Below are 24427 nucleotides of genomic sequence, written 5' to 3' on the forward strand. Positions count from 1 at the left end.
GGAAAGACATCGCCGAGACGATGACGGCGGGCTTGGTTTTCAGGAACCACGGAAAACACGGACGACACGGAATGTTCGGGATCGGCGACGCCTGGCGTTTCAGAGTCGCGATCGCAATGCTGGGACCTTGGATTCTTCCGTGCTTTCCGTGATTTCCGTGGTTCTAAAGTCCTAGCCCCGGGTCTTGCCGAGGTTCCTCGAGATGGCGTCCAGGAGGCCCTCCAGCTCCGCCAGGTCTTCCGTCTGAAAGCCCGCGAAGGCCTCGCGCGCATGGCTCGCGGCGAGCTCCTGCAGTTGCGCCAAGACGGGCTGGGCCTTTTCGGTGGGATAGACCCGGTAGGCGCGCCGGTCCTCCGGGTTCTCGTGCCGCTCGAGCAGGCCTTCGGCGCAGAGGCGATCGATCAGCCGTCCTGCAGTCACGTCCGTCACCTGAAGACGCATGGCGATCATGCGCTGGGTCGCGCCGGGGGCGCGATTGGCCTCGGCGACGACGCTCCATTTCGCCCGCGTCAGGCCGATCTTCTCGGCGTCCTGGTCGAAGTCCAGCCAGAGCTGACGGGCGATCACCGTCAGCTTTACGCCCATCGCCATCTTCCGCTCGTCGAGCGGCGACGACGCGACGGTCGGTTCGGAGACCGCGCCGGTCATCTGAACTGGCGTTCCCGGGCCGGGCGCAAGCCGCGGGCGCCCCTCACACGCGCTCGATGATGATCGCCGGGGCCATCCCGCCGGCGGCGCACATGGTGATCAGGCCGCGCTTGGCGTCCCGGCGCTCCAGTTCGTCGAGCACGGTGCCGATCAGCACAGCCCCGGTCGCGCCGATCGGGTGGCCGAGCGCGATCGCGCCGCCGTTCACATTGATCTTGTCGCGGTCGATCTTCAGGTCGCGGATGAACTTCTCGATCACCACGGCGAAGGCCTCGTTGACCTCGAACAGGTCGATGTCGTCGATCGTCAGGCCGGCCCTGGCGAGGACCTTGCGCGCCGCCGGCACCGGGCCGTTCAGCATCAAGGTCGGATCGTCGCCCATGTTGGCGGTGGCGACCACGCGGGCGCGGGGCTTCAGCCCGTGCTTCTCAGCATAGGACTTGGACGCGAACAGCAGGGCCGCGGCCCCGTCGACCACGCCGGAGGAGTTGCCGGCGTGGTGGATCGCCTCGATCGTCACGTCCGGGTAGCGCGAGTTGATCAGCTGGCGGAAGGTCGGGCCGCCGGGGATCGAGGGGAAGTCGGCGATCTGGCCGAAGGCGGGCTTCAGCGCCGCCAGGTCGGCCAGGGTGGTGCCGGGACGCGGATATTCTTCGCGGTCGAGGATGACCTTGCCTTCGTCGTCCACCACCGGAACCGTCGAGCGGGTGAAGCGGCCCTCGGCGAGCGCCTTGGCGGCGCGCTCCTGGCTCAGCACGCCGATGGCGTCGACATCCGCGCGGGTGATGCCTTCGATGGCGGCGATGGCGTCGGCGCAGACGCCCTGGTTGGATTGCGGGTGCTTCGCCTGCAGACGCGCGTTGCCGGTGCCCAGGCCGCCCGCGGTCTTCACGCCCGCCTCGCGCAGCGACATGCCGTAGGCGTTGACGTGGGACATCATCTCGGTCCCGCCCGAGATCACCAGGTCTTCCATGCCGGACATCACCTGGGCGGCGGCCAGGGCCGCGGAGGTGATGCCGCTGCCGCAGAAGCGGTCGAGGGTGACGCCGCTGGCGCGCACGTCGAAGCCGGCGTCCAGCGCCGCCATCCTGCCCATGTCGCCGCCCTGCAGGCCCATCTGGGCGCTGGTGCCCCAGATCACGTCGTCGACCTCGGCGGTGTTGAGGTTGTTGCGTTCGGCCAGGGCCTTCAGCACGGTCGCGGCCACATGCTGCGGATGCAGATGGGCCAGCGCGCCCTTGCCGACCTTGCCGATGGCGCGCGGCGTGCGGACGGCGTCGATGATGAAGGCGTCGGACATTCAGATCTCCTGCGTTCACGGACCGGGCTGACCGTGAGCGGCGTTCCCGCGGCTTAAGTGGCATAGGCCCTCAGCCAAGGAAAGCGCGCCCCGGACGCCCGAAGACGGACCCTTTAGGGGGCCAAATGGGGTGGGCGGCGGCTTCAGGCCAGTTCCACCGGCCCGTCGACGGCCTACGCCCTGAGGTGAGACTATCGCGTGCGCCCCACCCCATGGGAAGCGGCTCGGGATCGCCGGCGCGATAACAGACTTGAACCGAGGGGCGCCGAGGCGGGCCGTTTCGCGCGGCTAGCGGATTCGCTTGCCGTCCGAACTTCGCTGGATAAATTCCGACATCTTTGTCGTGAAACGGGAGAAAACCATGGTCGAGCGCTGCGTCGCCAATCGCTTCGAGGGGCGGGTGGTCGTCATCACCGGCGCCGGCGGCGGTCTCGGCCGGGCCTTCGCCCGCAGCTTCGCGCAGGAAGGCGCCAGCCTGGTCCTGGCCGACGTCGACAAGCCGCTGCTGGAAGAGACCGCAGACGAGGTCCGGGCGCTGGGCGCGACGGCCTCCACCCATACGTTCGATCTCGCCGTGGAGGCGGAGATCAAGGCCTTCGGCGCGCAGATCTGCGAGCGCCACCCGGCGGTCCATGTGCTGATCAACAACGCCGGCCTGGCCTATGGCGAGATCAGCGGCGGGTTCGAGCATCTCAGTCTCGAGAAGTGGCTGCGCTATTTCGCGATCAATTCGGTGGCGCCTCTGATCCTCGCCCAGGCGCTGCGTCCTGGTCTCGCTCAGGCCAAGGGCGTGATCATCAACCAGTCCTCCAGCGCCGCCTACATGCCGGCCACCGCCTACGGCGTGACCAAGGCGACGCTGAACTCGATGACCTTCGGGATGGCGAACGCCTTCGCCGCCGACGGCATCCGGGTGAACGGCATCGCGCCTGGGATCATGGAGACCCCCGCCTCGAACGCCTTCCTGACCGAGGAACAGAAGACGCGGGTCGCGGGCATGCAGCTCCTGAAACTGCACGGAACGGCGCAGGACATCGCCGACCTCGGCCTGTTCCTGGCCTCGGACGAGGCCCGCTTCATCGACTGCGAAATCGTGCATTGCGACGCCGGCAGTCGGTTGAGGGGTTGGCGAGGCTAGATTTTCGATTGATATACCAGCGCCTTCCAACCCTGTGATCGCTAAGCCCAGGCATAGGGCGCGGTCGCCGCTCAACATGTTCGTCAAAGGAAAAGACTGACTATGGCCACTGAAGTTCTGCTCCCGAAAATCGGTTTCGCCATGACTGAAGGTCAGATCACCGAATGGCTCGTCGCGGACGGCCAGCCCGTCACCGAAGGCCAGCCGCTGTTCACCCTGGAAGCCGACAAGTCGGCCAACGAGGTCGAAGCGCCGGCGACCGGCACGCTCCGCATCCTGCAGCCGGCCGGCTCGATCTACGAGGTCGGCACCCTCATCGGCAGCATCGAGTAGTCGATCCAGAGCTCTCCCGCCGCGGAACGTCCGCGGCGGGAGGCTGTCCAAGCGCTCGCCCACGGCGCCAAAGGTGCGGCCAACAACAAGCGACGCCTATTCGCGCTCCGGGCCAGGCTCCAGGGGCTTGCGGCCGCTACTGCTCGAAAAACCCCTGCTGATGGCCCGCGGAATCGCCGACTGGCGAGGGGCCGGCCTGCGCCATCTCGCGAACTCCGTGGGGCCTCAGTATCGGCGCCTCTGAGGTGTTCGGTTGCATCGCTGCGCGGCGTTCGGCCGGCTGACCTGCGATCGGCGAGGGCCCGGGTCCCTTGTCGCCGGCCGCCCGCATTCATATACTAACATCTGTAATCAAATCCTGCCCGCAGGCGGCATTAGGAAGAGACGCATGAACACGGTCCCGCTGGAGAGCTCCCAACTCACCAAGATCGATCTGACGCCGCGTATCGGCACGGAGATCAAGGCCGACATCGAGACGCTGGTGAGCGGCCGCTACGCCGCGGAGATCCGCGAGACGCTGCAGCAGCGCGGGGTGCTGATCTTCCGCGGGCTGCACATGACCAAGGAGCAGCAGAAGCAGTTCGGCGTCACGCTCGGGAAGGTCCAGGGCATGGGCGGCGACGGCATCCTGCCGATCACCCTCGACAAGAAGATCAACGCCTTCGTCGCTGACTATCTCAAGGGCTCCTTCTACTGGCACATCGACGGCGCCAGCGACGACGTCCCGAACTTCGCCGCCCTGCTGAACGCCCACGTGCTGTCGGAGACCGGCGGCCAGACCCTGTTCGCCAACACCTACGCCGCCTGGGACGACCTGCCGGAGGACGAGAAGAAGGCGATCGAGGGCTTGCGCGTCGTGCACAGCATGGAAGCCTCCCAGCGCCTGTTCGTCCCGGTGCCGACCTACGAAGAGCTGCAGCGCTGGCAGCTGCGGACGCCGAAGGTGCACCCGCTGGTCTGGACGCACGGCACCGGGCGCAAGTCGCTGCTGCTCGGCGCGACCACCTCGCACGTCGAAGGCATGAGCCTGGAAGAAGGCCGACTGCTGCTCTGCAAGCTGCAGGAGTGGGCGACCCAGCCGCAGTTCGTCTATCGCCACGAATGGCAGGTCGGCGACCTGCTGATCTGGGACAACACCGGCACCATGCACCGCGTGGAGCCCTATGCGGAAGACAGCGGCCGGCTGATGTCGCGCACCACGCTGGAAGCCGAAGAAGCGATCGCCTAGACGGGGGCTCAGGGGCCTCCTCAGCTTGGCGGGGAGGGTGGCGCATAGGCCGCAACGCCCCCTCCGTCTCGCGCGAGCCACCTCCCCCGCCTTGCGGTGGAGCTATCAGCGAAGCTGACTGGGGGGCGTTCGGCGCTTGCGTTCGCCCTACTTCCGCTGCGCCGCGGTCTTGTCCCGCTCGGCCTTGAACTCCGCGCCCGCCTTCCAGGCCGGCCATTCGCGACTGTCCGCCAATGAGCGGCCGAGGTCGTAGAAGATCTCCAGCTGCTGCACAGACCCGCTGAGATCCCAGTTCGGATCATATTCGTCGGCGGGCTGGTGGTAGCGATCGCGGGTATAGGCCTCGCGGGCGGCCTCGCCAGCGGCCACGCCGCCCTTCACAAGGTCCACGCCGCCATCGATCGACAGGGACGGGACCCCGCGCTTGGCGAACGGGAAGTGGTCCGAACGGAAGAAGTGGCCGGCCTCGGGTTGAGGGTCCGGCGTGACCCGCAGGCCGCGGCGCTCGGCGACCCTGGCCAGGTCGTCCTGCAGGGTCGCGGGCGCATTCCCCGAGGTTGAGACGTCCCGTGTGAGACCGTTGGCGTTGGTGACGTCCATGTTCAGGTCCGCCACGGTGGTGGCCAGGGGATAGAGCGGATGGCTGGAATAGTATTCCGACCCCAAGAGGCCCTTCTCCTCCGCCGTGACCGCCAGGAAGACGACGCTGCGGTCAGGCCGCGGCTTGCGCTGGCCGAAGGCGTTGGCGAGTTCGATCAGGGCGGCGACGCCGGAGGCGTTGTCCTGGGCGCCGTTGTAGATCCGGTCGCCCTTGGCGTCCGGCTCGCCGACCCCCAGGTGGTCCCAGTGGGCGGTGTAGATGAGGTGCTCGTCCGGATGCTTCGCGCCCGGCAGAAGGCCGACGACGTTGTGTGAGACGACCGTCTTCGCGTCGATCGCGTAGTCGACCGACATGGTCACGCCCTTGAGCTCGACGGGCCGGAAGTCGCGGGTCTGGGCGGTCTTCTTGAGCGCTTCGAAGTCGAGGCCGGCCTTGGTGAAGAGCTCGACGGTTGAATCGCGCTGGATCCAGCCTTCCAGAGGGGCGTGAACCGCCTTCGGATCCTGGCGGATGATGTCGAAGATCTCATTGGTGTTGGAGTTCTTGACCGTGTTCCAGCCGTAGGACGCCGGCGCCGTCTCGTGGATGACGATGAAGCCGATCGCGCCCTGGCGGGCCGCCTCCTCGAACTTGTAGGTCCAGCGGCCGTAATAGGTCATCGCCTTGCCGCCGAAGTCGCCCTGTTCTTTCTCGATTTGGGGGCCACCCTCGAAGTCCGGGTCGTTGATCAGGACGAGGGCGATCTTGCCGTGCAGGTCGTAGCCCTTGAAGTCGTCCCAGTTGCGCTCCGGCGCCTTGACCCCGTAGCCGACGAAGACGACGGGCGCGTCCTTGACGGTCAGGCGGTCCGCGCCGGTCTGCGCGGCGCGGATCGCGATCTGCTGGCCCTGGCTCCAGGCCTGGCTGGCGCCGCCGGCGGTGACGCGGAATGTTACGGGGCCGGCGGTGCGGAAGCGCGCCAGGGGCACCGCCTGGGTCCAGGCGCGGGCGCCGCCCGGCTGCAGATCACCGCCCGGCTGAAGGCCCGCCGCCTGGAATTGCTTGATGATGTAGTCGACGCTCTTGGTCTCGCCGGCTGTCGCCGGGCCGCGGCCTTCGAAGGCGTCGGACGCCAGGACGCGAATGTTCTCGCCAAAGCGCGCGGTCGAGAAGGCGGCAGGGTCGGCGACGGCCGGCGCGCTGAGCGCCAGGAAGGCGACTGCGCCAAGGAGGAGCTTGTTCATTGATACGCCTTGTTACATCGAACGAGGCGGACCTTATGGAACAGCGGCGCCTTGGCCTAGTGCCAATCCGTGACTTTTGCGGCGTCGCGAACGCCGCGCATCGTCAGGCCGCGGCTTCCTGGCCGCCGCCCTTGATCATGTCTTCCAGGCCGTTCTCGCGGACCTTGCGATAAAGCGTCGAGCGGCCGATGCCGAGGCGGCGGGCGACTTCGCTCATGTGGCCGGCGTAGATCTCGATGGCGAGCTGGATCAGGTCGCGTTCGATGTCCTCCAGCGTGCGCAGGTGGCCGCGGCCGTCGAGGATCCGCACGGGGGCGTCCGGGGCGACATCCGCGGCGGCTGCGGCTGCGGCTGCGGCGACCGGGGAAGACGCCGGCGTCGCCGCATGCGAGCGGGCTGCCGCTTCCGGCGGCGGGGCCGCGACGCCCGAGATCGACGGGAAGTCGTGCGGCTGCAGATAGGGCGCGTCGGCGAGCACGATGGCGCGATAGACGGCGTTTTCCAGCTGGCGGACATTGCCCGGCCAGTCGTAGGCGGTCAGGAAGGCCAGGGTGTCGGCGGCCGCGCCGACCACCGACTTGCCTTCCTCGATGTTGAACCGGCGCACGAAGGCGTCGACCAGGGCCGGCACGTCCTCGCGGCGCTCGCGCAGGGCCGGGGCCTCGATCGGATAGACGTTCAGCCGGTAGAAGAGGTCCTCGCGGAAGCGGCCTTCGGCCACCGCCTGGGAGAGGTCGCGGTTGGTCGCCGAGACGATGCGGACGTCGACCTTGACCGAGCGCTTGGCGCCGATCGGATCGATCTCGCTCTCTTGAAGGGCGCGCAAGAGTTTGACCTGCACGTCCAGCGGCAGCTCGCCGACCTCGTCGAGGAACAGGGTGCCGCCGTTGGCCTCCTGGAACTTGCCCAGGTGCTTGTCGCTGGCGCCGGTGAAGCTGCCCTTTTCGTGGCCGAAGAGGATCGACTCCACGAGGTTTTCCGGGATGGCGCCGCAGTTGACGGCGACGAAGGGCTTGCCGGCGCGGTCCGAGGAGCCGTGCACGGCGCGCGCGATGACTTCCTTGCCGACGCCGCTCTCGCCGGTGATCAGGATCGGGATGCCGGACTTGGCGCCGCGTTCGCCCAGCCGCTTGACCATGGTCATCGGCGCGGAGTCGCCGATCAGGTCGTCGAAGGTGGTGCGGCCGGTGGCGTGCTTCTTCAGCCGCTCCACCTCGCCCTTCAGGGCGCCCATGTTGAGGGCGTTGCGGATCGAGACGAGAATTCGCTCGGGCGCGGCAGGTTTGACGAAGAAATCGACAGCCCCGGCCTGCATCGCCTGGACGACGGTTTCGATGCCGCCGGTGGCGGTGACGACGATCACGGGCTGGTTGAAGCCGCGCGAACGCATCTCCGAGAGGGTGTCCTGGCCGGAAAGACCGGGCATGATCAGGTCGAGCAGGATGACGTCGGCGTTCGCGCCCGACATCAAACGTTGAATCGCCTCGTCCCCGTTTTCAGAATGAACGACGGCGAAACCTTCGCGCTCAAGAACAGCCTGAATAAGCCGGCGTTGGGTCGGATCGTCGTCGACCACGAGAACTGTTTTTGCCATTCGAAAACACCCACCTGGGACCGGCGCTCGTCTCATGGGGCGAGGCTCTTGTGTCGCGAATTGATACAGGCAACTCGTAAAGAGTGGGTTTCGGAGACCTGAGTCAGAAGTTAACGCGGGCGGGGTCGGTGGGCTGGCGGACGTCCGTCTCGGGTCCTATCCGCATTGGCCGTCATCTCGGCCGAAGCGCAGCGCAGAGCCGGGACCCAGGGCCGTGCGCACCGCCCTCGGTCCCGGATCGGCCTGTCGGCCGTCCGGGATGACGAAATTTTCTTCGAGCGAGGCTCCGCCTTACGGCAGGGCGATCGCGAACTGTTCGGCGATCCAGTCGGCCTGGTCGTCGGTGAGGATCAGCGGCGGGGCGATGCGGATGGTGTGGTCGTGGGTCTCCTTGGCCAGCAGGCCGCGGTCCTGCAGGGTCTCGCAGACCCGCCGCGCGCCGCCGGCCTCGGGGTGCAGCTCGACCGCCAGCATCAGGCCGCGGCCGCGGACCTCCTTGACCGCGTCGGTCGCCACCGAGGCCAGGCTGGCCTTCAGCCGCTCGCCGACGCGTGCGGCGTTGTCGATCATGCCTTCCTCGGTGAGCACCCGCAGCGCGGCGCGGGCGACGGCGCAGGCCAGCGGATTGCCGCCGAAGGTCGAGCCGTGCTCGCCCGGATGCAGCACGCTCATCGCCTCGGCGTTCGAGAGCACCGCGGAGACCGGATAGAAGCCGCCCGACAGCGCCTTGCCGATCAGGGTGAGGTCGGCCTCGACGCCCTCGTGCTCCTCCGCCAGCAGCTTGCCGGTGCGGCCGAGGCCGGTCTGGATCTCGTCGAGGATGAGCAGGACGTTGTTGGCGCTGCAGAGCTCGCGGGCGCGGGCCAGGTAGCCGGGGGGCGGGAGGATCACGCCGGCCTCGCCCTGGATCGGCTCGACCAGGAAGGCGGCGGTGTTCGGGGTGATCGCCGCTTCCAAGGCGTCGGCGTCGCCATAGGGGACCATCCGGAAGCCCGGCGGGAAGGGGCCGAAGCCGTCGCGCGAGGCGGGATCGCTGGAGAAGCCGACGATGGCGATGGTCCGGCCGTGGAAGTTGCCGGAGCAGACGATGATCTCCGCCTGATCGTCCGCCACGCCCTTCACCTGATAGGCCCACTTCCGAGCGATCTTCAGCGCGCTCTCGACGGCTTCGGCGCCGGAGTTCATCGGCAACGCCTTGTGCGAGCCGGTCAGGGCGCAGAGTTCTTCATAGAAGGGCGCCAGCTGGTCGTTGCGGAAGGCCCGCGAGGTGAGCGTCAGCCGGCCGGCCTGCTCGACCATGGCCTTCAGGATCTTCGGGTGGCAGTGGCCCTGGTTCACGGCGGAATAGGCCGAGAGGCAGTCGAGGTAGCGCCGGCCGGACACGTCCCAGACGTAGACGCCTTCGCCGCGGGTCAGCACCACGTCGAGCGGCTTGTAGTTCTTCGCCCCGTAGCGCGCCTCGGTGGCGATCAGCTCGTCCGCGAATTGAGGGGAAAGGGAGAGGTCGTTCATCGGATGCGCCCCTATTCGGCCGCCATGGCGGCGGCAGGTCGGCTGGCGCGGTCGAGCCTCAGCGTCATGCAGTAGGCCGCGCCGCCGGAAAGGATGAAGGGATCGAGATTGATCTCGACGAGCTGGTAGCCGCGCTCCGCCAGGGTCGTGCGCAGGCTCTCCGGCGCGCGCGCCATGATCACCTTGCGGTCGATGTTCACGGCGTTGACGCAGAAGGCGGCGGCCTCGGCGTCCGAGGCCTCGATGCGGTGCTCCGGCGCCACCCGGGCGCGGATCGCCGCCAGCGCGTCTTCGGTGAAGGCCGGCGGATAGTAGAGAACCTCGCCGCCGCTCAACGGGCAGAAGCAGGTGTCGAGATGGTAGAAGCGCGGGCTCGCCAGTTGCAGCGGGACCACCTCCTGGCCGAACACCTCGCGGATCACCCCCAGCGCGCCTTCGCTGGAGCGCTGGCCGTATCCGCCCCAGAAATGGCCGCGCACGGCGTCCCAGATCGCATCGCCCGCGCCTTCGTGGAACAGGTGCTCGGGCAGGTCGATCACCTCGCGGATCTTGCCGCGGCGCTTGAGCTTCAGGAAGGCCGAGCGGAACACCGCCTCCTCGCCCTGGCGCTCGGGATGGCGGAAACGGGCGACGAGGACGCGGCCGTCCAGCACCACCGCGGCGTTGGCGGGAAAGACCAGGTCCGGCAGGCCGCGGACGCCCTCCAGGGTCTCGACCTCCGCGCCGGCGGCGATCAGCGCCAGCTTCAGCGCCGCGGCCGAGGCTTTGGCCTGCGCACGGCAGGCGGCGGGATCGGCGCGCCAGGCGGTGGGCTGCATCCACGGATTGATCTGGTAGCAGACCTCGAACCCGGAAGGGTCGGTCACCAGAAACAGCGGCCTGTGGTCCATCCTCATCCCCGCGAGTGATGCGCGAGATGGAAGGATCGCTCATAGCTGCGCTAGCGATAAGCCCACAAGCTGCTACGATAGGTCAGAATTATTGGCGATTTGCTGCGTGGGATTGGCGATCGGTGGACGAACTCGACCGCAAGCTGCTGGCCCTGCTGCGGGCTGATTCGCGCACCCCCGCCGCGGTCCTGGCGGAGAGGCTGAAGGTCTCGCGTGGGACGGTGCAGAACCGGATCGCCCGGATGCAGGCGCAAGGTGCGATCCAGGCCTTCACCGTCCGCACCCGCCCGGAGATGGAGGCCCAGCGGGTCCGGGCGATGATGAGCATCGCCATCGAGGGCGAGCGTTCCGCCGCCGTCATCCGTGCGCTGAAGGGCTTTCCGGCGGTCGATCGGATCTACACCACCAACGGCCGCTGGGACCTGATCGCCGAACTCGACGTCGCCAACCTGGGCGAGTTCAGCCGCGCCCTGGACGACATCCGCACGGTCGAAGGGATCTCGATGACCGAGACCTCGCTCCTGCTGGCGAGCGTGTGAGGCGAGAAATAACTCTGCTTGCCGGAAGAGGCCGCCAGCTTCACCCTTGATCAGGCAGCGGCGGCGCCGTGGGGACCGGGCCCTATCATTGGCGTGCATCTAGCGTCGCCGCGAGGCGGGCGATTTCGTGCGCCAGGTCGGGCGGCCGGTGGTCGGGAGTGATCTCGATGTATCGGACGCCGGCGCGTCGCAGGGCTTCCTTCTTCACGGCGTCACGCGCGGCGGCTTGGCTCTGATAGTGACCTTGGCCTTGGTACTCAATGGCGGCGATCGGCCTGCCAGAGCGCTGGATCAGCAGGAGGTCGACCCGCTTGCTATTAATGGCGGCGTAGGCCTGGGCATCGGGCGTCGCCAGGATTTCGCCAAGGCTGACCTGCCCCATGACTCGCCACGAAAGGCCTTGATCGGCGATCGCCTTTTCAGCCGCATATAGGACCTTGGCTTCGGTTTTCGAGAGCAAGGGGCGGGTCTCGAAGGTCGCGCCCATGACGGTGCGCAGCTGCTCGACGGCGTCCGTGCGAAGCGCGGGCGACGGCGGGGTGGCGAGGCGCGCGATGCTTGTGGTTCGGTGCTCCGTCGGGCTTGCCTTGCGTCTTTGGCGGGCGAGCTGCGCGCGCCAGCGTTCGCAGTAGACGCCGCAGACGAAGGCCCCGGAAACCGCCACGAAGACGTAGAGCGAGACGATCTCTTGCATGACCTACTCCGGATCGAGCGCGACGTGTGGGGGTCCGTGGATACAATTTACGGTCATTGAGACGGAGCGCGACCTCAGATGATCGCAATTCGTCTCTGCCGTGGAACAGGGCGCGTTTCCGGCGGGACGGGCCATGCGTCCCGAGCGTTTCGAGCGTGACCCCTCAAGCGCTCTGCGGCGCCTCCCCACGCTCGCCAGGATGGCCTAATCTCTTCCCATGAACGCGCCCTTCAAGACCGACAGCCTGCCCGAGTGGCGTCTCGATGACCTCTATGCCGACCGGGAGGACCCGCGGATCGCCGCGGACCTGGCGCTGGCCGAGCGCAAGACGCAGGAGCTGGTCCAGCTGAAGGACCAGCTGGTCGCCGCTCGCGCCGACGCCGCGACCCTGGGCGAGCGGCTGGACCGCGGGATCCGCCTCTACGAGGAGACCACCAACGCGCTCTGGGGCGTCGGCGCCTACGCCTCGCTGGCCGCCTCGACGGCGCGCAACGACCCGGCCTGGTCGAAGTTCGAGGCCGACTTCCGCGCTCGCTCGGCGCAGATCGGCGCGGAGAGCCTGTTCTTCACCCTCGAGATCAATGCGCTGGAGGAGGCGGAGATCGAGGCTGCGATGGCCGCCCATGCGGGGGCGGCGCACTGGCGGCCGTGGCTGCGGCGGGTGCGCCTGTGGCGGCCGCACGAGCTTTCGCCGGAGCTGGAGCGGATGCTGGTCGACCGCGGGCCCGCCGTCGCCAACTGGGGCCGGCTGTTCGACGAGACCCTGGCCAAGCTCACCGCCCAAGTCGGCGAGGAGAGCCTGACCCTGCCGGAAGCGCTGAACCGGCTGTCCGACCCCGACGGCGCGCGCCGCAAGGCGGCCGGCGAGGGCCTGGCCAAGGCGCTGGAGGAGCGCAGCTCGCTGCTGGCGCTCTGCCTCAACACCCTGGCCTTTGAAAAGCAGGTCGAGGACCGCTGGCGCAAATATCCGACGCCGGCCGCCGCAAGGCACATCGCCAACGAGGTCCATGCCGACGCTGTCGAGGCGCTGGAGGCCGCGGTGGTCGAGGCCTATCCGCGGGTCAGCCATCGCTACTACCGCCTCAAGGCGAAGATCATGGGGATGGAGGCGCTCAACTACTGGGACCGCAACGCGCCGCTTGAGACGTCCGCGCCGCGGACCTATGGGTGGGATGAGGCGCGCAGCATGGTGCTGGACAGCTTTTCCGCCCTGGCGCCGAAGATCGCCGACACCGCCCAGAGCTTCTTCGCCCAGCCCTGGATCGACGCCCGCCCGCGGGCCGGCAAGCAGTCGGGCGCCTATTCGCACCCGGTCACCGCCGACCGCCACCCTTACGTCTTCATGAACTATATGGGCGAGCGCCGAGACGTGCTGACCCTGGCCCACGAACTCGGCCATGCGGTCCACCAGACGCTCTGCCGGCCGCTCGGCACCCTCCTGGCCGACACCCCGCTGACCCTGGCCGAGACCGCCTCGATCTTCGGCGAAGGCCTGGTGTTCGAGCGTCTCTTGGCTTCGGCTACGCCGGAGGAGCGTCGGGGCTTGCTGGCCGGCAAGATCGAGGACGGCCTCAACACGGTGGTGCGCCAGATCGCCTTCCACCGCTTCGAGACCCGCTTCCACGCCGCCCGCCTGGAGGGCGAGCTCGCGCCCGACGAGATCGCCAGCCTGTTCCTGGAGGTGATGTCAGAGAGCCTGGGCCCGGCGGTGACGCTGAATGAGGGCTACGAGCACTACTGGGCCTATGTCAGCCACTTCGTGCATTCGTCCTTCTACGTCTACGCCTACGCCTTCGGCGACCTCCTGGTGCGCGGACTGATGGAAGCGCGGCGCGAGAACCCCGAGGGTTTCGCCCCGCTCTACGAACAGCTGCTCGCCGGCGGCGGGACCAAGACCTATGTCGAGGCGCTCGCCCCCTTCGGCCTCAACCCGCGCGAAAAGGCCTTCTGGGCCGCGGGCATGAAGCAGCTGGAGCGGCTGGTCGACGAGTTCGAAGCGCTGGTGTGAGGGCGCAGCGGAGCCCCCTCCACCGCTTCGCGGTCCCCCTCCCCCAGAGGGGGAGGAGAGGGTAGCTGCAACCTCCTTCTCCTCCCCCGTTGGGGGAGGGGGACCCCAAAGGGGTGGAGGGGGCTCGCCGCCCCTAGGCCGCGTCCAAACTCTTCCCCAGCTGCTCCAGCAATTCCGCCGTCCCGCGTTCGCGCGAGCCGGCGTCGTCGTAGCCGTCGAGGAAGGCGCCCTGTTCGGTGAGCTTGAGCTGGGTCCCGCCAGCGGCCGACTTGAACTCCAGGGTCGCCAGCGAGGCGGAGATCTTGGTCCCGTTGATCCGCATCTCGTAGACGTAGACGATCCGCTCGCCCGGCAGGATGTCGAGGTAGCGGGCATGGAAATCGCTCACCTTGCCGTCGGCCCAGCGGCCCACGGACCGCTCTTCGCCGCCCTCGCGGAAGTCGAAGCCCTTCTCCAGCAGCTCCGCGCCGTGCTGCTCGCCGCCGAACCAGCCGGCCTTGCCCTCCTCGGTCGCAAACGCGTCGAACACGCGCTTCACCGGATGGGGATAGGTGCGTTCGAGGGTGAAGATGGCGTGGGTGACGGACCTTTGGGTCATGACGAGCTCCCTTCGTCGTTGGGGTTTTCGGGGGCGGTTGCGGCGAGATAGGCGCCCAGCCGGTCGAGCTTGCGCTCCCATTCGAGACGGCGCGCTTCGACCCAGCGCTCGACCTGCTGCAGGGCGCCGGGCTCCAGCTGGCAGGTGCGCACCCGGCCCACCTTGCGCGTCGAGACCAGGCCGCTGGCCTCCAAGACCTGCAGGTGCTGCACGACCGCCGGCAGCGACATGGCCAGCGGTTGGGCCAGCTCGCTCACCGAGGCGGGCCCGCGGCCGAGCCGCTCCAGCATGCCGCGGCGCGTCGGATCGGCGAGCGCCTGAAACATCTGGTCGAGAGTGGGGGATTGGTTAAGCACATGCCTAAGTAACGGCGCCTCGTAACTAAAGCAACCCCTTAAGTGTCATCCCGGAAGGCGCGCCAGCGCGTGTCCGGGACCCATGAACACGGCGTGGATGGGTTCGCGCGGCGGCCGCGCTGCGATCGACGCCGTGTTCATGGGGCCCGGTCTTTCGCTGCGCGAAAACCGGGATGACACGGGGAGGGGGCGGCGACGCCTATACCGACTGCCCGGCGCTCCAGCCGCTGGCCCAGGCCCATTGGAAATTGTAGCCGCCGAGCCAGCCGGTGACGTCGACCACCTCGCCGATGAAGAAGAGGCCGGGGACCGCCTTGGCCTCCAGGGTTCGGGACTCCAGAGCGGTGGTGTCGACGCCGCCCAGGGTGACCTCGGCGGTGCGGTAGCCCTCCGAGCCCACCGGCTTCACCCGCCATGCGTTCACCGCCTGGGCCAGCGCGCGCAGCTTGGCGTCGGACTGGTCGGCGAGGTTGCCGCGGATCTCCTGCTGTTCGACAACCAGCTGGGCGAGCCGCTTGGGCAGGTGTTCGGCCAGCACGGTGTGTGGCGCCTGGCGGGCGCGCTCGGTCCGCGCCAGCCGCAGCACGGCGAAGAGGTCGACGCCTGGCGCCATGTCTACGCCGATCTCCTGGCCCTCTCGCCAGTAGGAGGAGATCTGCAGGATAGCCGGGCCGCTGAGGCCCCGGTGGGTGAACAGCATGGCCTCGTCGAACTTCGCCTTGCCACTGCTTGCGCGAACATCGACGGCGACTCCGGCCAGCGGCGCGAGGCGGGACAGCAGGCCGGGCTCGAAGGTCAGCGGCACGAGGGCGGGGCGGGTCTCGGTGACGCGGATCCCGAACTGGCGGGCGACCTCGTAGCCGAAGCCGGTCGCGCCCATCTTCGGGATCGACTTGCCGCCGCAGGCGACCACCAGGCTCTGGCAGACGACGGTCCGCCCGCCGCAGCGCAGGGAAAAGCCTGCCTGCGCCCGGTCGATCCCATCGACCGTCGTTTGCAGTCGAAGCTCGACGCCGGCCTGGCGCATCTCGCCGGTCAGCATTTCGATGATCTGTTTGGCCGAGCCGTCGCAGAACAGCTGGCCCAGGGTCTTCTCGTGCCAGGCGATGCCGTGCGCCTCGACCAGGGCGATGAAGTCGGCCGGCCGGTAGCGCCGGAGCGCAGAGATGCAGAACCGCGGGTTCTCCGAGAGGAAGGCCTGGGGATTGGTCTTGATGTTGGTGAAGTTGCAGCGCCCGCCGCCGGAGATGCGGATCTTCTCGCCGGGCGCTGCGGCGTGGTCGAGCACCAGCACGCGCCGCCCGCGCTTGCCGGCCTCCAGCGCGCACATCATGCCCGCGGCGCCCGCGCCGATCACCACCACGTCGAACTGGTCCAAGGGCCGCTCCTTTGCGAGGGGCAGCTAGCACAGGTGCGGGCGGCTCCCCATCCGCGCTGCAAGTTTCCTCTTCAGCCCACCCCACCGTCATTCCCGGCCTTGTGCCGGGAACCCATGCACACGGAGAGACGGAGATCGTCCTGCGCCTTCGACGTTCATGGGTGGCCGGGACGGGCCCGGCCATGACGGAAGGTTGGGGGTGCGCCTTGGTCCCCCTGCGGACAAGCCGGGCCATGACGGAGGGGAGGGGGCGATGTACAGAGCTGCATCCCTCACGGGACCACCGGAGTTTGTTGGAAGCCCATGGCCTGGACGCGCCGCTACGAGGAAGCCGAACCGCAGCGGGTGAACCGCTGGCTGGCACAGAACGGCGTCTGCTCGCGCCGCGAGGCCGAGGACCTGATCGCCCGCGGCCTGGTCTCGATCGACGGCGATCGGGTGGAGGACGTCGGGCGCAAGATCGCCCCGGGCCAGACCCTCACCCTCGCCGACGCCGCCGAGAGCGAGCTGCAGGCCAGCCTCTGCATCATGCTGCACAAGCCGGTGGGCGTCGTCTCGGCCCAGCCGGAGGGGGACCAGGTGCCGGCGGTGCGGCTGCTGACCCGCGAGGCGCTGGTGGGCGAAAGCCCGAGCATCCCCGACGCGCACACCAGCCTGGCGCCGCTCGGCCGCCTCGACATGGACTCGCGCGGCCTGCTGATCCTGTCCGACGACGGGGTGCTGGCCAAGGCGATCATCGGACCGGACTCGGACCTGGATAAGGAATACCTGGTCGATGTCGCCGGCGAGGTCACCGAGAAGAAGCTGGAGACGCTTCGCTATGGCCTGCAGCTCGACCGCCGCCAGCTGCGGCGGGCCGAGGTCACCCAACTCGGGGAGCAGAAGCTGCGGTTCGTGCTGAGGGAGGGCCGCAACCGGCAGATCCGCCGGATGTGCCAGCTGGTCGGCCTGCACGTCGTCGACCTGTTGCGCGTGCGGATCGGCCCCTTGCGCCTCGGCTTCCTGCCGGAGGGCCGCTGGCGCATCTTGACGCCTGAGGAACGCGTCGCCCTCATCAAGGGGGTGACCGGCAAGGCGCCGTAGCGTCAATCTTGCCAAACGCCCCAGGGCCGTTAGTCACCGAAGCAGACGAGCGCGCGGTCGAACGCGCCCCAGGGTGAGGGAAGGTGATGGCGGACACTTCGGGCGAGACGGCCAAGGCCGCGCAAAGCTCGGCGCTCGCGCCGTTCAATGGCGAGTTCCCGCCCGCGCCCGCCTGGTTCCGGGAGGCCCTGGCCGACGTCCCCGACCGCGCGATGGTCGAGACGCCGCGCGGGCGGATCGAAGCGCTGAGCTGGGGCGAGCGCGGCAAGCCCGGCCTGCTGTTCGTTCATGGCAACACCGCGCATGCGGACTGGTGGAGCTTCATCTGCCCGCTGTTCGCCGGCCAATACCGGGTCACCGCCATGTCGCTCGCCGGCATGGGCGGGTCCGACTGGCGCGAGGTCTACAGCTTCGACGACTTCGCCGAAGACGCCGAGGCCGCAGCCGCCTCCACGGGTCTCCACGAGGGCGGCCGCAAGCCGGTCTACATCGGCCACTCATTCGGCGGCGGCCAGGTCTTCTACACGGCGAGCCAGCGGCCCGAGCAGATGCACGCGGCGATCCTCATCGACGTCGGCTTCCGCAGCCCGGTGGACGAGACGACGCCGCCGCCGCCCGCCCGGCCCCAGGGCGTCCGCGAAAGACGCCCGGCCCGGGTCTATCCGAGCCTGGCCGCCGCGCTGGCGCGCTTCCGCCTGTCGCCGCCGCAACCGGCGGAAAACCTCTTCATCGTCGACCATCTCGCACGGCATGGGCTGATGCGCGCGCCCATGGCCGACGGCTCCGGCGAGGGCTGGGCCTGGAAGTTCGATCCGCAGACCATGGATCGGCTGGATCGCGAGGCGGTCCGGCGCATCTTCAGCGCCCCGCCCAGGATCGACATGCCGCTCGCCCATCTGATCGGCGAGCACAGCATGCTGCGGACCGTGCCGGGCCTCTATGACGCCTACCCGCGGAACGGGCTCGTCATCGAGATCCCGGATGCGCATCACCATGTGATGGTGGACCGGCCGCTGGCCCTGATCGCGGCGATCCGCAGCCTGCTCGCCGCTTGGAGAGCCTGAGTGGGCGAGCTTGAGCGGCGCGGCTGTCTCGTGTAGCACGACCCACGAACTTCCCGATCAGAGAGCAGTTTTCGGCGATGGCCAATCAAGCTTCCGAATACCACCACGGCGAAATGGACATCCACGAGCAGGCGGCGACCTACGCCTTCGTCATGAGCCTGACCAAGTGGGGCTCGCTGGCGGTCTCCGCGGCGGTGCTGGTCCTGGTGCTCTGGTTCTGCACCTCGGCGGGCTTCCTGGGCGCCCTGATCACCGGGGTCGTGGCGGTCGTGATCGGCGTCCTCATCCTGCGCGGCGGCGGCTCGGGCCACTGACCCCTCTTTAGCTGCAGGGGGCTTCGGCCCGAATTCAGCGGTCCTGGACTCTCGAACCCGCCCGGCGCGCGCCGTGGCGGGTTATCCTGCGTCAGGGCCGGACGTGCGGCTTCAGGCGCGGCCAGACGGATTGGCGGGGCGCTCTGCCGATTCGTTGCGGATTTAGGGATCGAGGCGCGAGGATTCTGACGCACAACGACGCCGCCGATGTCCCGGTTACGGAACCAACGGTCGGCGTCGCGGGGGATGCTCGCAAGCTCCGGCCGGAAGAAGGGCGTCGGCCGAAGCGGCGCATCCGACGAGGCCGGATGCGCGAAGGCCGAAGTCAGCCCTGCTTGGCTTTGAAGCGCGGGTCGGTCTTGTTGATGATGTAGACGACGCCCTTGCGGCGCACGAGCTTGCAGTCGCGGTGGCGCGTCTTCAGCGACTTGAGCGAGCTTCTGACCTTCATGACCGTAATCTTCTGAGGCTGGGCCGGGCGGGCCCGTCCTGGTGAAACTGAGCGCGCGCATATACGGCTGGGCCGCAACGGAGTCAACGCTTCACCCGCTCGCCGTTGTCATTGAAGGGCGCACCCGAGGCTCGTAGATTCCCCCAAATGCGTCGTCGATATCTGTTGCTATGTCTCGCCCTGGCCGGTTGCGCCAGCCCCGCCAACCGGGGTCCCGCGCCCCATGCGCCTCCGGCCCCCCCGCCGCCGCAACCTGCGGCGCCGAGCGGCGAGCCGCAGGCGTCGGGACCGATCCGGCCGCTCGTCGCCTCGGGCGACATGCCGTTCGACGCCTGGGCGGCGGGCTTCTACGGCCGCGCCGTGGCGGCCGGGATCGCGCCCGCCCTGCTGCAGCGGGAGTTCGCCGGCCTGACGCCGGATCCGCGGGTCGGCGGCCTCGACAACAAGCAGCCGGAATTCTCCAAGCCGCTCTCGGACTATATCCGCGGCGTGGTCAGCGACACCCGGGTGGCGATCGGCGCGCGGAGGTCGGCCGAGGTGCCGCAACTCGCCGGCATCGAGCAGCGCTTCGGCGTGCCGCGCGAGATCCTCGAGGGAATCTGGGGCATGGAGAGCGGGTTCGGCGCGATCCAGGGCGACTTCGACGTGATCCGGGCCATGGCGACGCTCGCCGCTCAGGGGCGGCGCCGGGGGTTCGCCGAGGACCAGCTGATCGCGGCCTTGGAGCTGATCGGCTCGGGCGAGGTCTCGCGCAGCCAGCTGCGGGGGTCGTGGGCGGGTGCGATGGGCCAGACCCAGTTCATCCCCTCGACCTTCGTCTCGACCGCGGTGGACGGCGACGGCGACGGCCGCCGCGACCTCTGGAAGTCGCCCGCCGACGCCCTGGCCTCCGCCGCCAACCTGCTGCGGCAGGCGGGCTGGGTCCCCGGCCAGGACTGGGCGCGCGAGGTGACGGTTCCGGCCGGCTTCGATTTCAGCGTCACCGAGGGGCCGAAGCGGACCCCGGCGGACTGGGAGGCGCTGGGGGTGAGGCGGGCCGACGGTCGGCCCTGGCCGGCCGCCGACGCCACGGCGCAGGCCCAGCTGATCGCGCCCACCGGGGCGTCGGGGCCGATCTTCCTGCTGTTCCCCAACCACTTCGCGATCCGCAAGTACAACAACTCGGTCGCCTATGCCCTGGGCGTGGGCCTGCTGGCCGACCGCATCGCGGGCGGGGCGGGGATGGTGCGGCCCTGGCCGCAGGAGACGCCGCTGTCGCTGGTCGACCGGATGACCGCCCAGCGCGTGCTGGCGAACCTGGGCTTCGATCCCGGCGCGCCGGACGGCCTGATCGGTCTGAAGTCCCGCGACGCGCTGCGCGCCTGGCAGAAGGCCCGCGGCCTCACCGCCGACGGCTATCTGTCGCCGGACATGGTGCGACGGCTGAAGGCGGAGGCGGGCGTCGCCTGAGGCTCAGGCGCGTCAGGCCGCGGCGTTGGACGCCTGGTCCGCCGTTCCGTTGGTGATCTCCACCACCAGGTTGATGAGGTTCTCGGCCAAGATGGGCTTTGACAGGTGCCCGTCCGCGCCGGCGGCGGCGGAGGCGGCGACGTGCTCGGGCATGGCGTTGGCGGTCAGGACATAGATCGGCGTGCGTCCGCGGTGCGCGCTGCCCTCGCGGGCGCGGATCGCCCGGATCGCGGTCAGCCCGTCCATGACCGGCATCTGCATGTCCATGAGGATGAGGTCGAAGGTCTCGAGCTCGGTGGCGACCAGGGCTTCGGCGCCGTTCTCGACGCAAAGCAGCTCCACGCCGGTGGACTCCAGGATCAGCTCGATCACCCGCCGGTTCGTCGGATGATCCTCCGCGACCAGCACGCGAAGCGCGCGCGCAACCTCCAGGGCCGCCGTCTGGGGCTCGGGCTCCGACCAGATGTCCAGGTCGCCGGCGCAACGCGGCAGGGCGAGACGCAGGATGAACCGCGCCCCCTCTCCGGGCGTGGCGTCCGCCTCCAGGGTTCCATCCATGGCCTCCGCCAGCGTCCGCGAGATCGATAGGCCCAGACCGCTGCCGCCGAAGCGCCGGGTGATCGACCCGTCCGCCTGTTCGAAGCGCGAGAAGAGCCGGTCCCGAGTCTCGGCGTCGAAGCCGATGCCGGTGTCGCTGACCTCGAACGTCAGCTGCGAGCTGGTCTCGTCGCGCACGGCGTCCACGTGCAGCCGCACCTGCCCCCTGGCGGTGAACTTGACGGCGTTGCTGAGCAGGTTCGAGAGGATCTGCCGGATCCGCGGCGCGTCCCCGAGATAGTTGCTGATCGCGCAAGGCGCGATGTCGACGACGAGGTCGAGCCCCTTCGCGCGCGCCGTGGTGTCGAAGATCGCCGCGCAGGCGTTGACCGACGCGGCGAGGTCGAAGGGTTCGGGCCGAAGGTCGATCTTCCCGGCTTCGATGCGCGCCAGGTCGAGGATGTCGCTGAGCAGGGTCTCGAGGGTCTTGGCGGAGGTCTCGATGATCGAGACCATCTCTCTCTGGGTTTCCGTCAGCGTCGTCTTCGACAGGGCGCCGGCTACGCCCATGACGCCGTTGAGCGGCGTGCGGATCTCGTGGCTCATATTGGCCAGGAACTCGGACTTGGCGCGGCTGGCGGATTCCGAGGCCGCCAGGGCGAGCCGCAGCTCCTCGGCGGAGGCCAGATCCTGGGTGATGTCTTCGGAAAGGCAGACGATGTAACGCGGCCGCCCTTCGTCGCGAATGACGACCTTCCGGGTCCGGAGCATCCGCTCCTGGCCGTCGGCGCCGGTGATCGGCTCGCGCTCGATGACCATGGCCTCGCTGGCGGCCATCAGCTCCTGATCCTTGGCCCGGAAGAAGTCGGCCTGGTCGACCGGGAACAGGTCGTGGTCGGTCTTGCCGATCATCTCGTCGGTGGCGTAGCCGAGCAGGTCTTCCAGCGCCTTGTTGACCAGATGGAAGCGCCCGTCCTCGGCGCTCTTGACGCTGATCGCGGCCGGCGCGTTGTCGATCACGGTCCTGAGCAGGGCTTCGCGGCTCACCTCCTCCGTGACGTTCCGGAACTTGGCGAGAAGGCCGATCACCTCGTTCGAGTCTGGGTCGAGCACCGGGGAGACGGAGCCGTCCCACCAGCTGGGTCTGCCGCCGTGGCGATTGGGGCAGGGGGTGCGGAATTCGGCCTGGCGTCCGGCCGCAGCCGTCGCGATCGCATCGGCGGCCAACGTCCCGGTCTCCCCGGGCCAGAGGCCGGGCCATAAGGCGCCGCATTGGTCGGCGTCGGCGCTCCGCAGGGCCATGGCGGCGCGCGCGCTGCGGTTGGCGTACTCCACCGTTCCGTCGCGGCTCAGGACGCACACGCAATCGTCGCTGTTTTCCACCGCGGCGAGGAAGAACGGATTGGAGAAGAGTTGCCGCCGGCCCATGTCGATCCCTAGCGTCGCCGCGCAATCTGCGGGCGCAGGGGTGAGAATTGACACGCGCAGGCTTAAGGCTCCGTCTACGGCGATGCGGCCCAAGCCAGGTGGTGGAAAGCGGACGCTCAGGCCCGTAACAATTCGCCATGCAGCTGATCTTTGTCTTTGGGCAGCCGGCGTCGGGGAAGTTCACGGTCGGTCGTGAGCTCGCAGCGATCACTGGCCTGCCACTCTTTCACAACCATCTGGTCGTGGACGCCGTGGGCGCGGTGTTCCCGTTCGGGACGGAACCGTTCGTGTGCCTGCGCGAAGAGATCTGGCTTCGGGTGATCGGCGAAGCCGCGCGGGCCGGCCGCTCGCTGATCTTCACCTTCGCACCCGAATCGACCGTCGATCCGGCCTTCCCGCTGCGCCTGCGCGAGCTTGTCGAAGGGGCCGGCGGCGCGGTCCTGTTCGTCGCCCTCGACGTGTCGCTGGACCAACAGGAGCAGCGGCTGGTCGATCCAAGTCGCGCCCAGTTCGGCAAGCTTCGCTCCATCGAAATGCTGCGGAGCCTGCGCGACGACTTCACGCGCTGCATGCGGGACATGCCGGCGCCGGATCTGGCGATCGACACTGCAGTCCTCACGCCGCGCGAAGCGGCGGAGCAGATCGCGAGCCATGTCCGATGGCCGGCCGCTCGGCCTGAGGACGGGCCGCCGGCGGCTAGCCCACCATGACGTCGCCGGCGTCGACGTTCATCGATTGGCCGGTGATGGTGCGGGCGTCGTCGGAGGCCAGGAACAGGGCGAACTTCGCCACGTCCTCCACCGTGCTCGCCGTCTGCAGCGGCAGGTGGGCGAGGGTCTTGGCCCGCATCTCCTCGAAACTGATCCCCTGCTCGCCGGCCATCCGCCTGACCCAGTTCTGGTAGAGCTCGGTGTCGATGACCCCCGGCACCACGCAGTTGCAGCGCACGCCGTAGGGGCCCGCCTCCATGGCGATGACCTTGGTCAGCACCCGCAGGCCGGCCTTGGCGACTGAGTAGTGGCTCTTGCGCGGCATGCCCTTCCAGCCGGCGCCGGAGGAGAAGTTGAGGATCACCCCGGTCTTGCGCTCGATCATCGACCGGCGCAGCACCTCGCGGCTGCAGAGCATGGCCGCAGTGACGTCGACGGCGATCGTCGCGTTCCAGTTCTCCAGCGTCTGCTCCCAGACGAACTTGTCGGTCCCCGGCGCGGCGGCGTTGTTCATCATGATGTCGACCTGGCCCCAGCGGCTCATCGCCGCCTCGACCATGGCGGCCACGTCGTCTTCCTGGGTGACGTCGGCCTGGACGGCGACGGCGGCCTCGCCGATCTCGGCGGCCGTCGCCTCGACCAGATCCTTCCGCCGGGCGGCCAGCACCACCTTGGCGCCCTCGTCGGCCAGCATCCTGGCCATCACCGGACCGAGGCCCGTGCTCGCGCCGGTGACGATGGCCACCTTGCCTGTGAAGCGCGCCATCAGCGGTCTCCCGGGGGTGTGGCGGCGGTGCTCAGGATCGCCTGGGTGTAGAGGCTTTGGTCCGAGCGCCAGTCCAGGCGGATTCGCCGGTGTGAGATCAGCCATCGGCCCCCCTCGCGGCGGAAGGCGTCGAGGTAGTAGCCGCAGTGGTCCGGGCCGATGTCGGTGTAAGCGACCCAGTAGGTGCGGGCCTTGGCCGTGTCCGGCCCGGTCAGCTGGATCTGGCTGGTGGCGAGGTGGTGGCGGATGAAGGTGGCCTGGTGGGGCTTTGGAGTCCCGTCGCCCGGCCGGCTCCAGCGGCTCATCCAGTCGTGGATCTCGGCCCGGCTGGCGTAGCGGAAGGCGTCGGACTCCGGCACGCCCTCGGACTCCAGCACCGCGTCCTCGGTGAAGACGCCGACGAAGTCGTCGATCCGCAGTCGGTCGCCGGCCATGGTATAGTCCGCCATGGTCTGGCGGATGCCCTCGCGGGCCAGGAGCTCCTCGACGGTCATCGCGCCATCACCTCCACATTCATCGGTCGTTCCTCCCTTGGATTTTCGGCCGTCTTGCGGCCGCTGCATTTGGAATTCGCGGCCCCGTTCA

Annotated in this window: 24 protein-coding genes; 10 read left to right on the forward strand and 14 right to left on the reverse strand. The window is 68.8% G+C overall.

From position 1 onward, the window contains the following. Positions 1-171: 171 nt before the first annotated feature. Entirely contained in the window at positions 172-648 is a 477-nt protein-coding gene (locus tag ACSQ2B_RS19615; protein ID WP_436052415.1) for a MarR family winged helix-turn-helix transcriptional regulator, read from the reverse strand. Between the two features lie 43 nt (positions 649-691). Continuing rightward, entirely contained in the window at positions 692-1948 is a 1257-nt protein-coding gene (locus ACSQ2B_RS19620) for an acetyl-CoA C-acetyltransferase (protein WP_436052417.1), read from the reverse strand. Positions 1949-2309: 361 nt separating this feature from the next. Between ACSQ2B_RS19620 and ACSQ2B_RS19625 the strand changes: the two genes are divergently transcribed. From ACSQ2B_RS19625 to ACSQ2B_RS19635, 3 genes are all read left to right on the forward strand, one after another. Then, positions 2310-3086, forward strand: a complete 777-nt coding sequence (locus ACSQ2B_RS19625; RefSeq protein WP_436052419.1) for an SDR family NAD(P)-dependent oxidoreductase — start codon at positions 2310-2312, stop codon at positions 3084-3086. A gap of 102 nt (positions 3087-3188) precedes the next feature. Beyond that, positions 3189-3419 carry a biotin/lipoyl-containing protein gene (locus ACSQ2B_RS19630; protein ID WP_436052420.1) on the forward strand — a complete coding sequence of 77 codons (231 nt, stop codon included), beginning with the start codon at positions 3189-3191 and terminating at the stop codon, positions 3417-3419. A gap of 388 nt (positions 3420-3807) precedes the next feature. Further along, positions 3808-4647 (forward strand): TauD/TfdA dioxygenase family protein, encoded by an 840-nt coding sequence (locus ACSQ2B_RS19635; protein WP_436052422.1) that lies wholly within the window; start codon positions 3808-3810, stop codon positions 4645-4647. Positions 4648-4794: 147 nt separating this feature from the next. On the opposite strand, the gene ACSQ2B_RS19640 is transcribed toward ACSQ2B_RS19635, so the two are convergent. From ACSQ2B_RS19640 to ACSQ2B_RS19655, 4 genes are all read right to left on the reverse strand, one after another. Next, positions 4795-6471 carry a M28 family metallopeptidase gene (locus ACSQ2B_RS19640; RefSeq protein WP_436052423.1) on the reverse strand — a complete coding sequence of 559 codons (1677 nt, stop codon included), beginning with the start codon at positions 6469-6471 and terminating at the stop codon, positions 4795-4797. Between the two features lie 103 nt (positions 6472-6574). Further along, positions 6575-8065 carry a sigma-54-dependent transcriptional regulator gene (locus tag ACSQ2B_RS19645; RefSeq protein ID WP_436052425.1) on the reverse strand — a complete coding sequence of 497 codons (1491 nt, stop codon included), beginning with the start codon at positions 8063-8065 and terminating at the stop codon, positions 6575-6577. Positions 8066-8356: 291 nt separating this feature from the next. Further along, complete coding sequence (gene rocD, locus ACSQ2B_RS19650; protein WP_436052426.1) at positions 8357-9577, reverse strand: ornithine--oxo-acid transaminase; 1221 nt, start codon at positions 9575-9577, stop codon at positions 8357-8359. An 11-nt stretch (positions 9578-9588) separates the two neighbouring features. Continuing rightward, positions 9589-10467 carry a dimethylarginine dimethylaminohydrolase family protein gene (locus ACSQ2B_RS19655; RefSeq protein WP_436052428.1) on the reverse strand — a complete coding sequence of 293 codons (879 nt, stop codon included), beginning with the start codon at positions 10465-10467 and terminating at the stop codon, positions 9589-9591. A 122-nt stretch (positions 10468-10589) separates the two neighbouring features. On the opposite strand from ACSQ2B_RS19655, the gene ACSQ2B_RS19660 reads away from it, so the two are divergent. Further along, the gene (locus ACSQ2B_RS19660) at positions 10590-11006 is read left to right on the forward strand and encodes an Lrp/AsnC family transcriptional regulator (protein WP_436052430.1); all 417 of its coding nucleotides are present in this window, start codon (positions 10590-10592) and stop codon (positions 11004-11006) included. A gap of 85 nt (positions 11007-11091) precedes the next feature. On the opposite strand, the gene ACSQ2B_RS19665 is transcribed toward ACSQ2B_RS19660, so the two are convergent. Continuing rightward, a complete protein-coding gene (locus ACSQ2B_RS19665; protein ID WP_436052431.1) occupies positions 11092-11700 on the reverse strand; it encodes a DUF2726 domain-containing protein in 609 nt (202 codons plus the stop codon). Positions 11701-11917: 217 nt separating this feature from the next. On the opposite strand from ACSQ2B_RS19665, the gene ACSQ2B_RS19670 reads away from it, so the two are divergent. Further along, entirely contained in the window at positions 11918-13708 is a 1791-nt protein-coding gene (locus ACSQ2B_RS19670; protein WP_436052433.1) for a M3 family oligoendopeptidase, read from the forward strand. A gap of 133 nt (positions 13709-13841) precedes the next feature. On the opposite strand, the gene ACSQ2B_RS19675 is transcribed toward ACSQ2B_RS19670, so the two are convergent. The 3 genes from ACSQ2B_RS19675 to ACSQ2B_RS19685 form a co-directional block, all read right to left on the reverse strand. After that, positions 13842-14306 carry an SRPBCC family protein gene (locus ACSQ2B_RS19675; RefSeq protein ID WP_436052435.1) on the reverse strand — a complete coding sequence of 155 codons (465 nt, stop codon included), beginning with the start codon at positions 14304-14306 and terminating at the stop codon, positions 13842-13844. Further along, positions 14303-14662 (reverse strand): ArsR/SmtB family transcription factor, encoded by a 360-nt coding sequence (locus ACSQ2B_RS19680; protein ID WP_436052437.1) that lies wholly within the window; start codon positions 14660-14662, stop codon positions 14303-14305. Before ACSQ2B_RS19680 ends, ACSQ2B_RS19675 begins: the two co-directional genes overlap by 4 nt. A 199-nt stretch (positions 14663-14861) precedes the next feature. Further along, a complete protein-coding gene (locus ACSQ2B_RS19685) occupies positions 14862-16040 on the reverse strand; it encodes an NAD(P)/FAD-dependent oxidoreductase (protein WP_436052439.1) in 1179 nt (392 codons plus the stop codon). Between the two features lie 303 nt (positions 16041-16343). Between ACSQ2B_RS19685 and ACSQ2B_RS19690 the strand changes: the two genes are divergently transcribed. The 3 genes from ACSQ2B_RS19690 to ACSQ2B_RS19700 all read left to right on the forward strand — a co-directional run bounded on the left by ACSQ2B_RS19690 (position 16344) and on the right by ACSQ2B_RS19700 (position 18501). Further along, positions 16344-17123: a pseudouridine synthase gene (locus ACSQ2B_RS19690; RefSeq protein WP_436052441.1), complete on the forward strand. Its 780-nt coding sequence runs from the start codon at positions 16344-16346 to the stop codon at positions 17121-17123. 86 nt (positions 17124-17209) lie between these two features. After that, on the forward strand, positions 17210-18187 hold the full coding sequence (locus ACSQ2B_RS19695) for an alpha/beta fold hydrolase (protein ID WP_436052443.1): 978 nt from the start codon (positions 17210-17212) through the stop codon (positions 18185-18187). Between the two features lie 77 nt (positions 18188-18264). Next, positions 18265-18501 carry an aa3-type cytochrome c oxidase subunit IV gene (locus ACSQ2B_RS19700; RefSeq protein WP_436052445.1) on the forward strand — a complete coding sequence of 79 codons (237 nt, stop codon included), beginning with the start codon at positions 18265-18267 and terminating at the stop codon, positions 18499-18501. 325 nt (positions 18502-18826) lie between these two features. On the opposite strand, the gene ykgO is transcribed toward ACSQ2B_RS19700, so the two are convergent. Next, on the reverse strand, positions 18827-18952 hold the full coding sequence (gene ykgO / locus ACSQ2B_RS19705) for a type B 50S ribosomal protein L36 (RefSeq protein WP_242563125.1): 126 nt from the start codon (positions 18950-18952) through the stop codon (positions 18827-18829). 147 nt (positions 18953-19099) lie between these two features. Here ykgO and ACSQ2B_RS19710 point away from each other — a divergent pair, with 147 nt between their 5' ends. Next, positions 19100-20401: a lytic murein transglycosylase gene (locus tag ACSQ2B_RS19710; RefSeq protein WP_436052447.1), complete on the forward strand. Its 1302-nt coding sequence runs from the start codon at positions 19100-19102 to the stop codon at positions 20399-20401. 12 nt (positions 20402-20413) lie between these two features. Here the strand turns inward: ACSQ2B_RS19710 and ACSQ2B_RS19715 are convergent, their stop codons facing one another. After that, entirely contained in the window at positions 20414-22366 is a 1953-nt protein-coding gene (locus ACSQ2B_RS19715) for a PAS domain-containing protein (protein ID WP_436052449.1), read from the reverse strand. A 137-nt stretch (positions 22367-22503) separates the two neighbouring features. On the opposite strand from ACSQ2B_RS19715, the gene ACSQ2B_RS19720 reads away from it, so the two are divergent. Continuing rightward, positions 22504-23076, forward strand: a complete 573-nt coding sequence (locus ACSQ2B_RS19720) for an AAA family ATPase (RefSeq protein WP_436052451.1) — start codon at positions 22504-22506, stop codon at positions 23074-23076. Here ACSQ2B_RS19720 and ACSQ2B_RS19725 read toward each other — a convergent pair. Continuing rightward, positions 23063-23842, reverse strand: a complete 780-nt coding sequence (locus tag ACSQ2B_RS19725; protein ID WP_436052453.1) for an SDR family NAD(P)-dependent oxidoreductase — start codon at positions 23840-23842, stop codon at positions 23063-23065. The two genes, ACSQ2B_RS19720 and ACSQ2B_RS19725, sit on opposite strands and share 14 nt — an antisense overlap. Then, a complete protein-coding gene (locus ACSQ2B_RS19730; RefSeq protein ID WP_436052455.1) occupies positions 23842-24336 on the reverse strand; it encodes a nuclear transport factor 2 family protein in 495 nt (164 codons plus the stop codon). Before ACSQ2B_RS19730 ends, ACSQ2B_RS19725 begins: the two co-directional genes overlap by 1 nt. Positions 24337-24427 lie beyond the last annotated feature (91 nt).

It is taken from the genome of Phenylobacterium sp. LjRoot225 (assembly GCF_964252855.1).
In the GTDB taxonomy this organism is placed as follows: domain Bacteria; phylum Pseudomonadota; class Alphaproteobacteria; order Caulobacterales; family Caulobacteraceae; genus Phenylobacterium.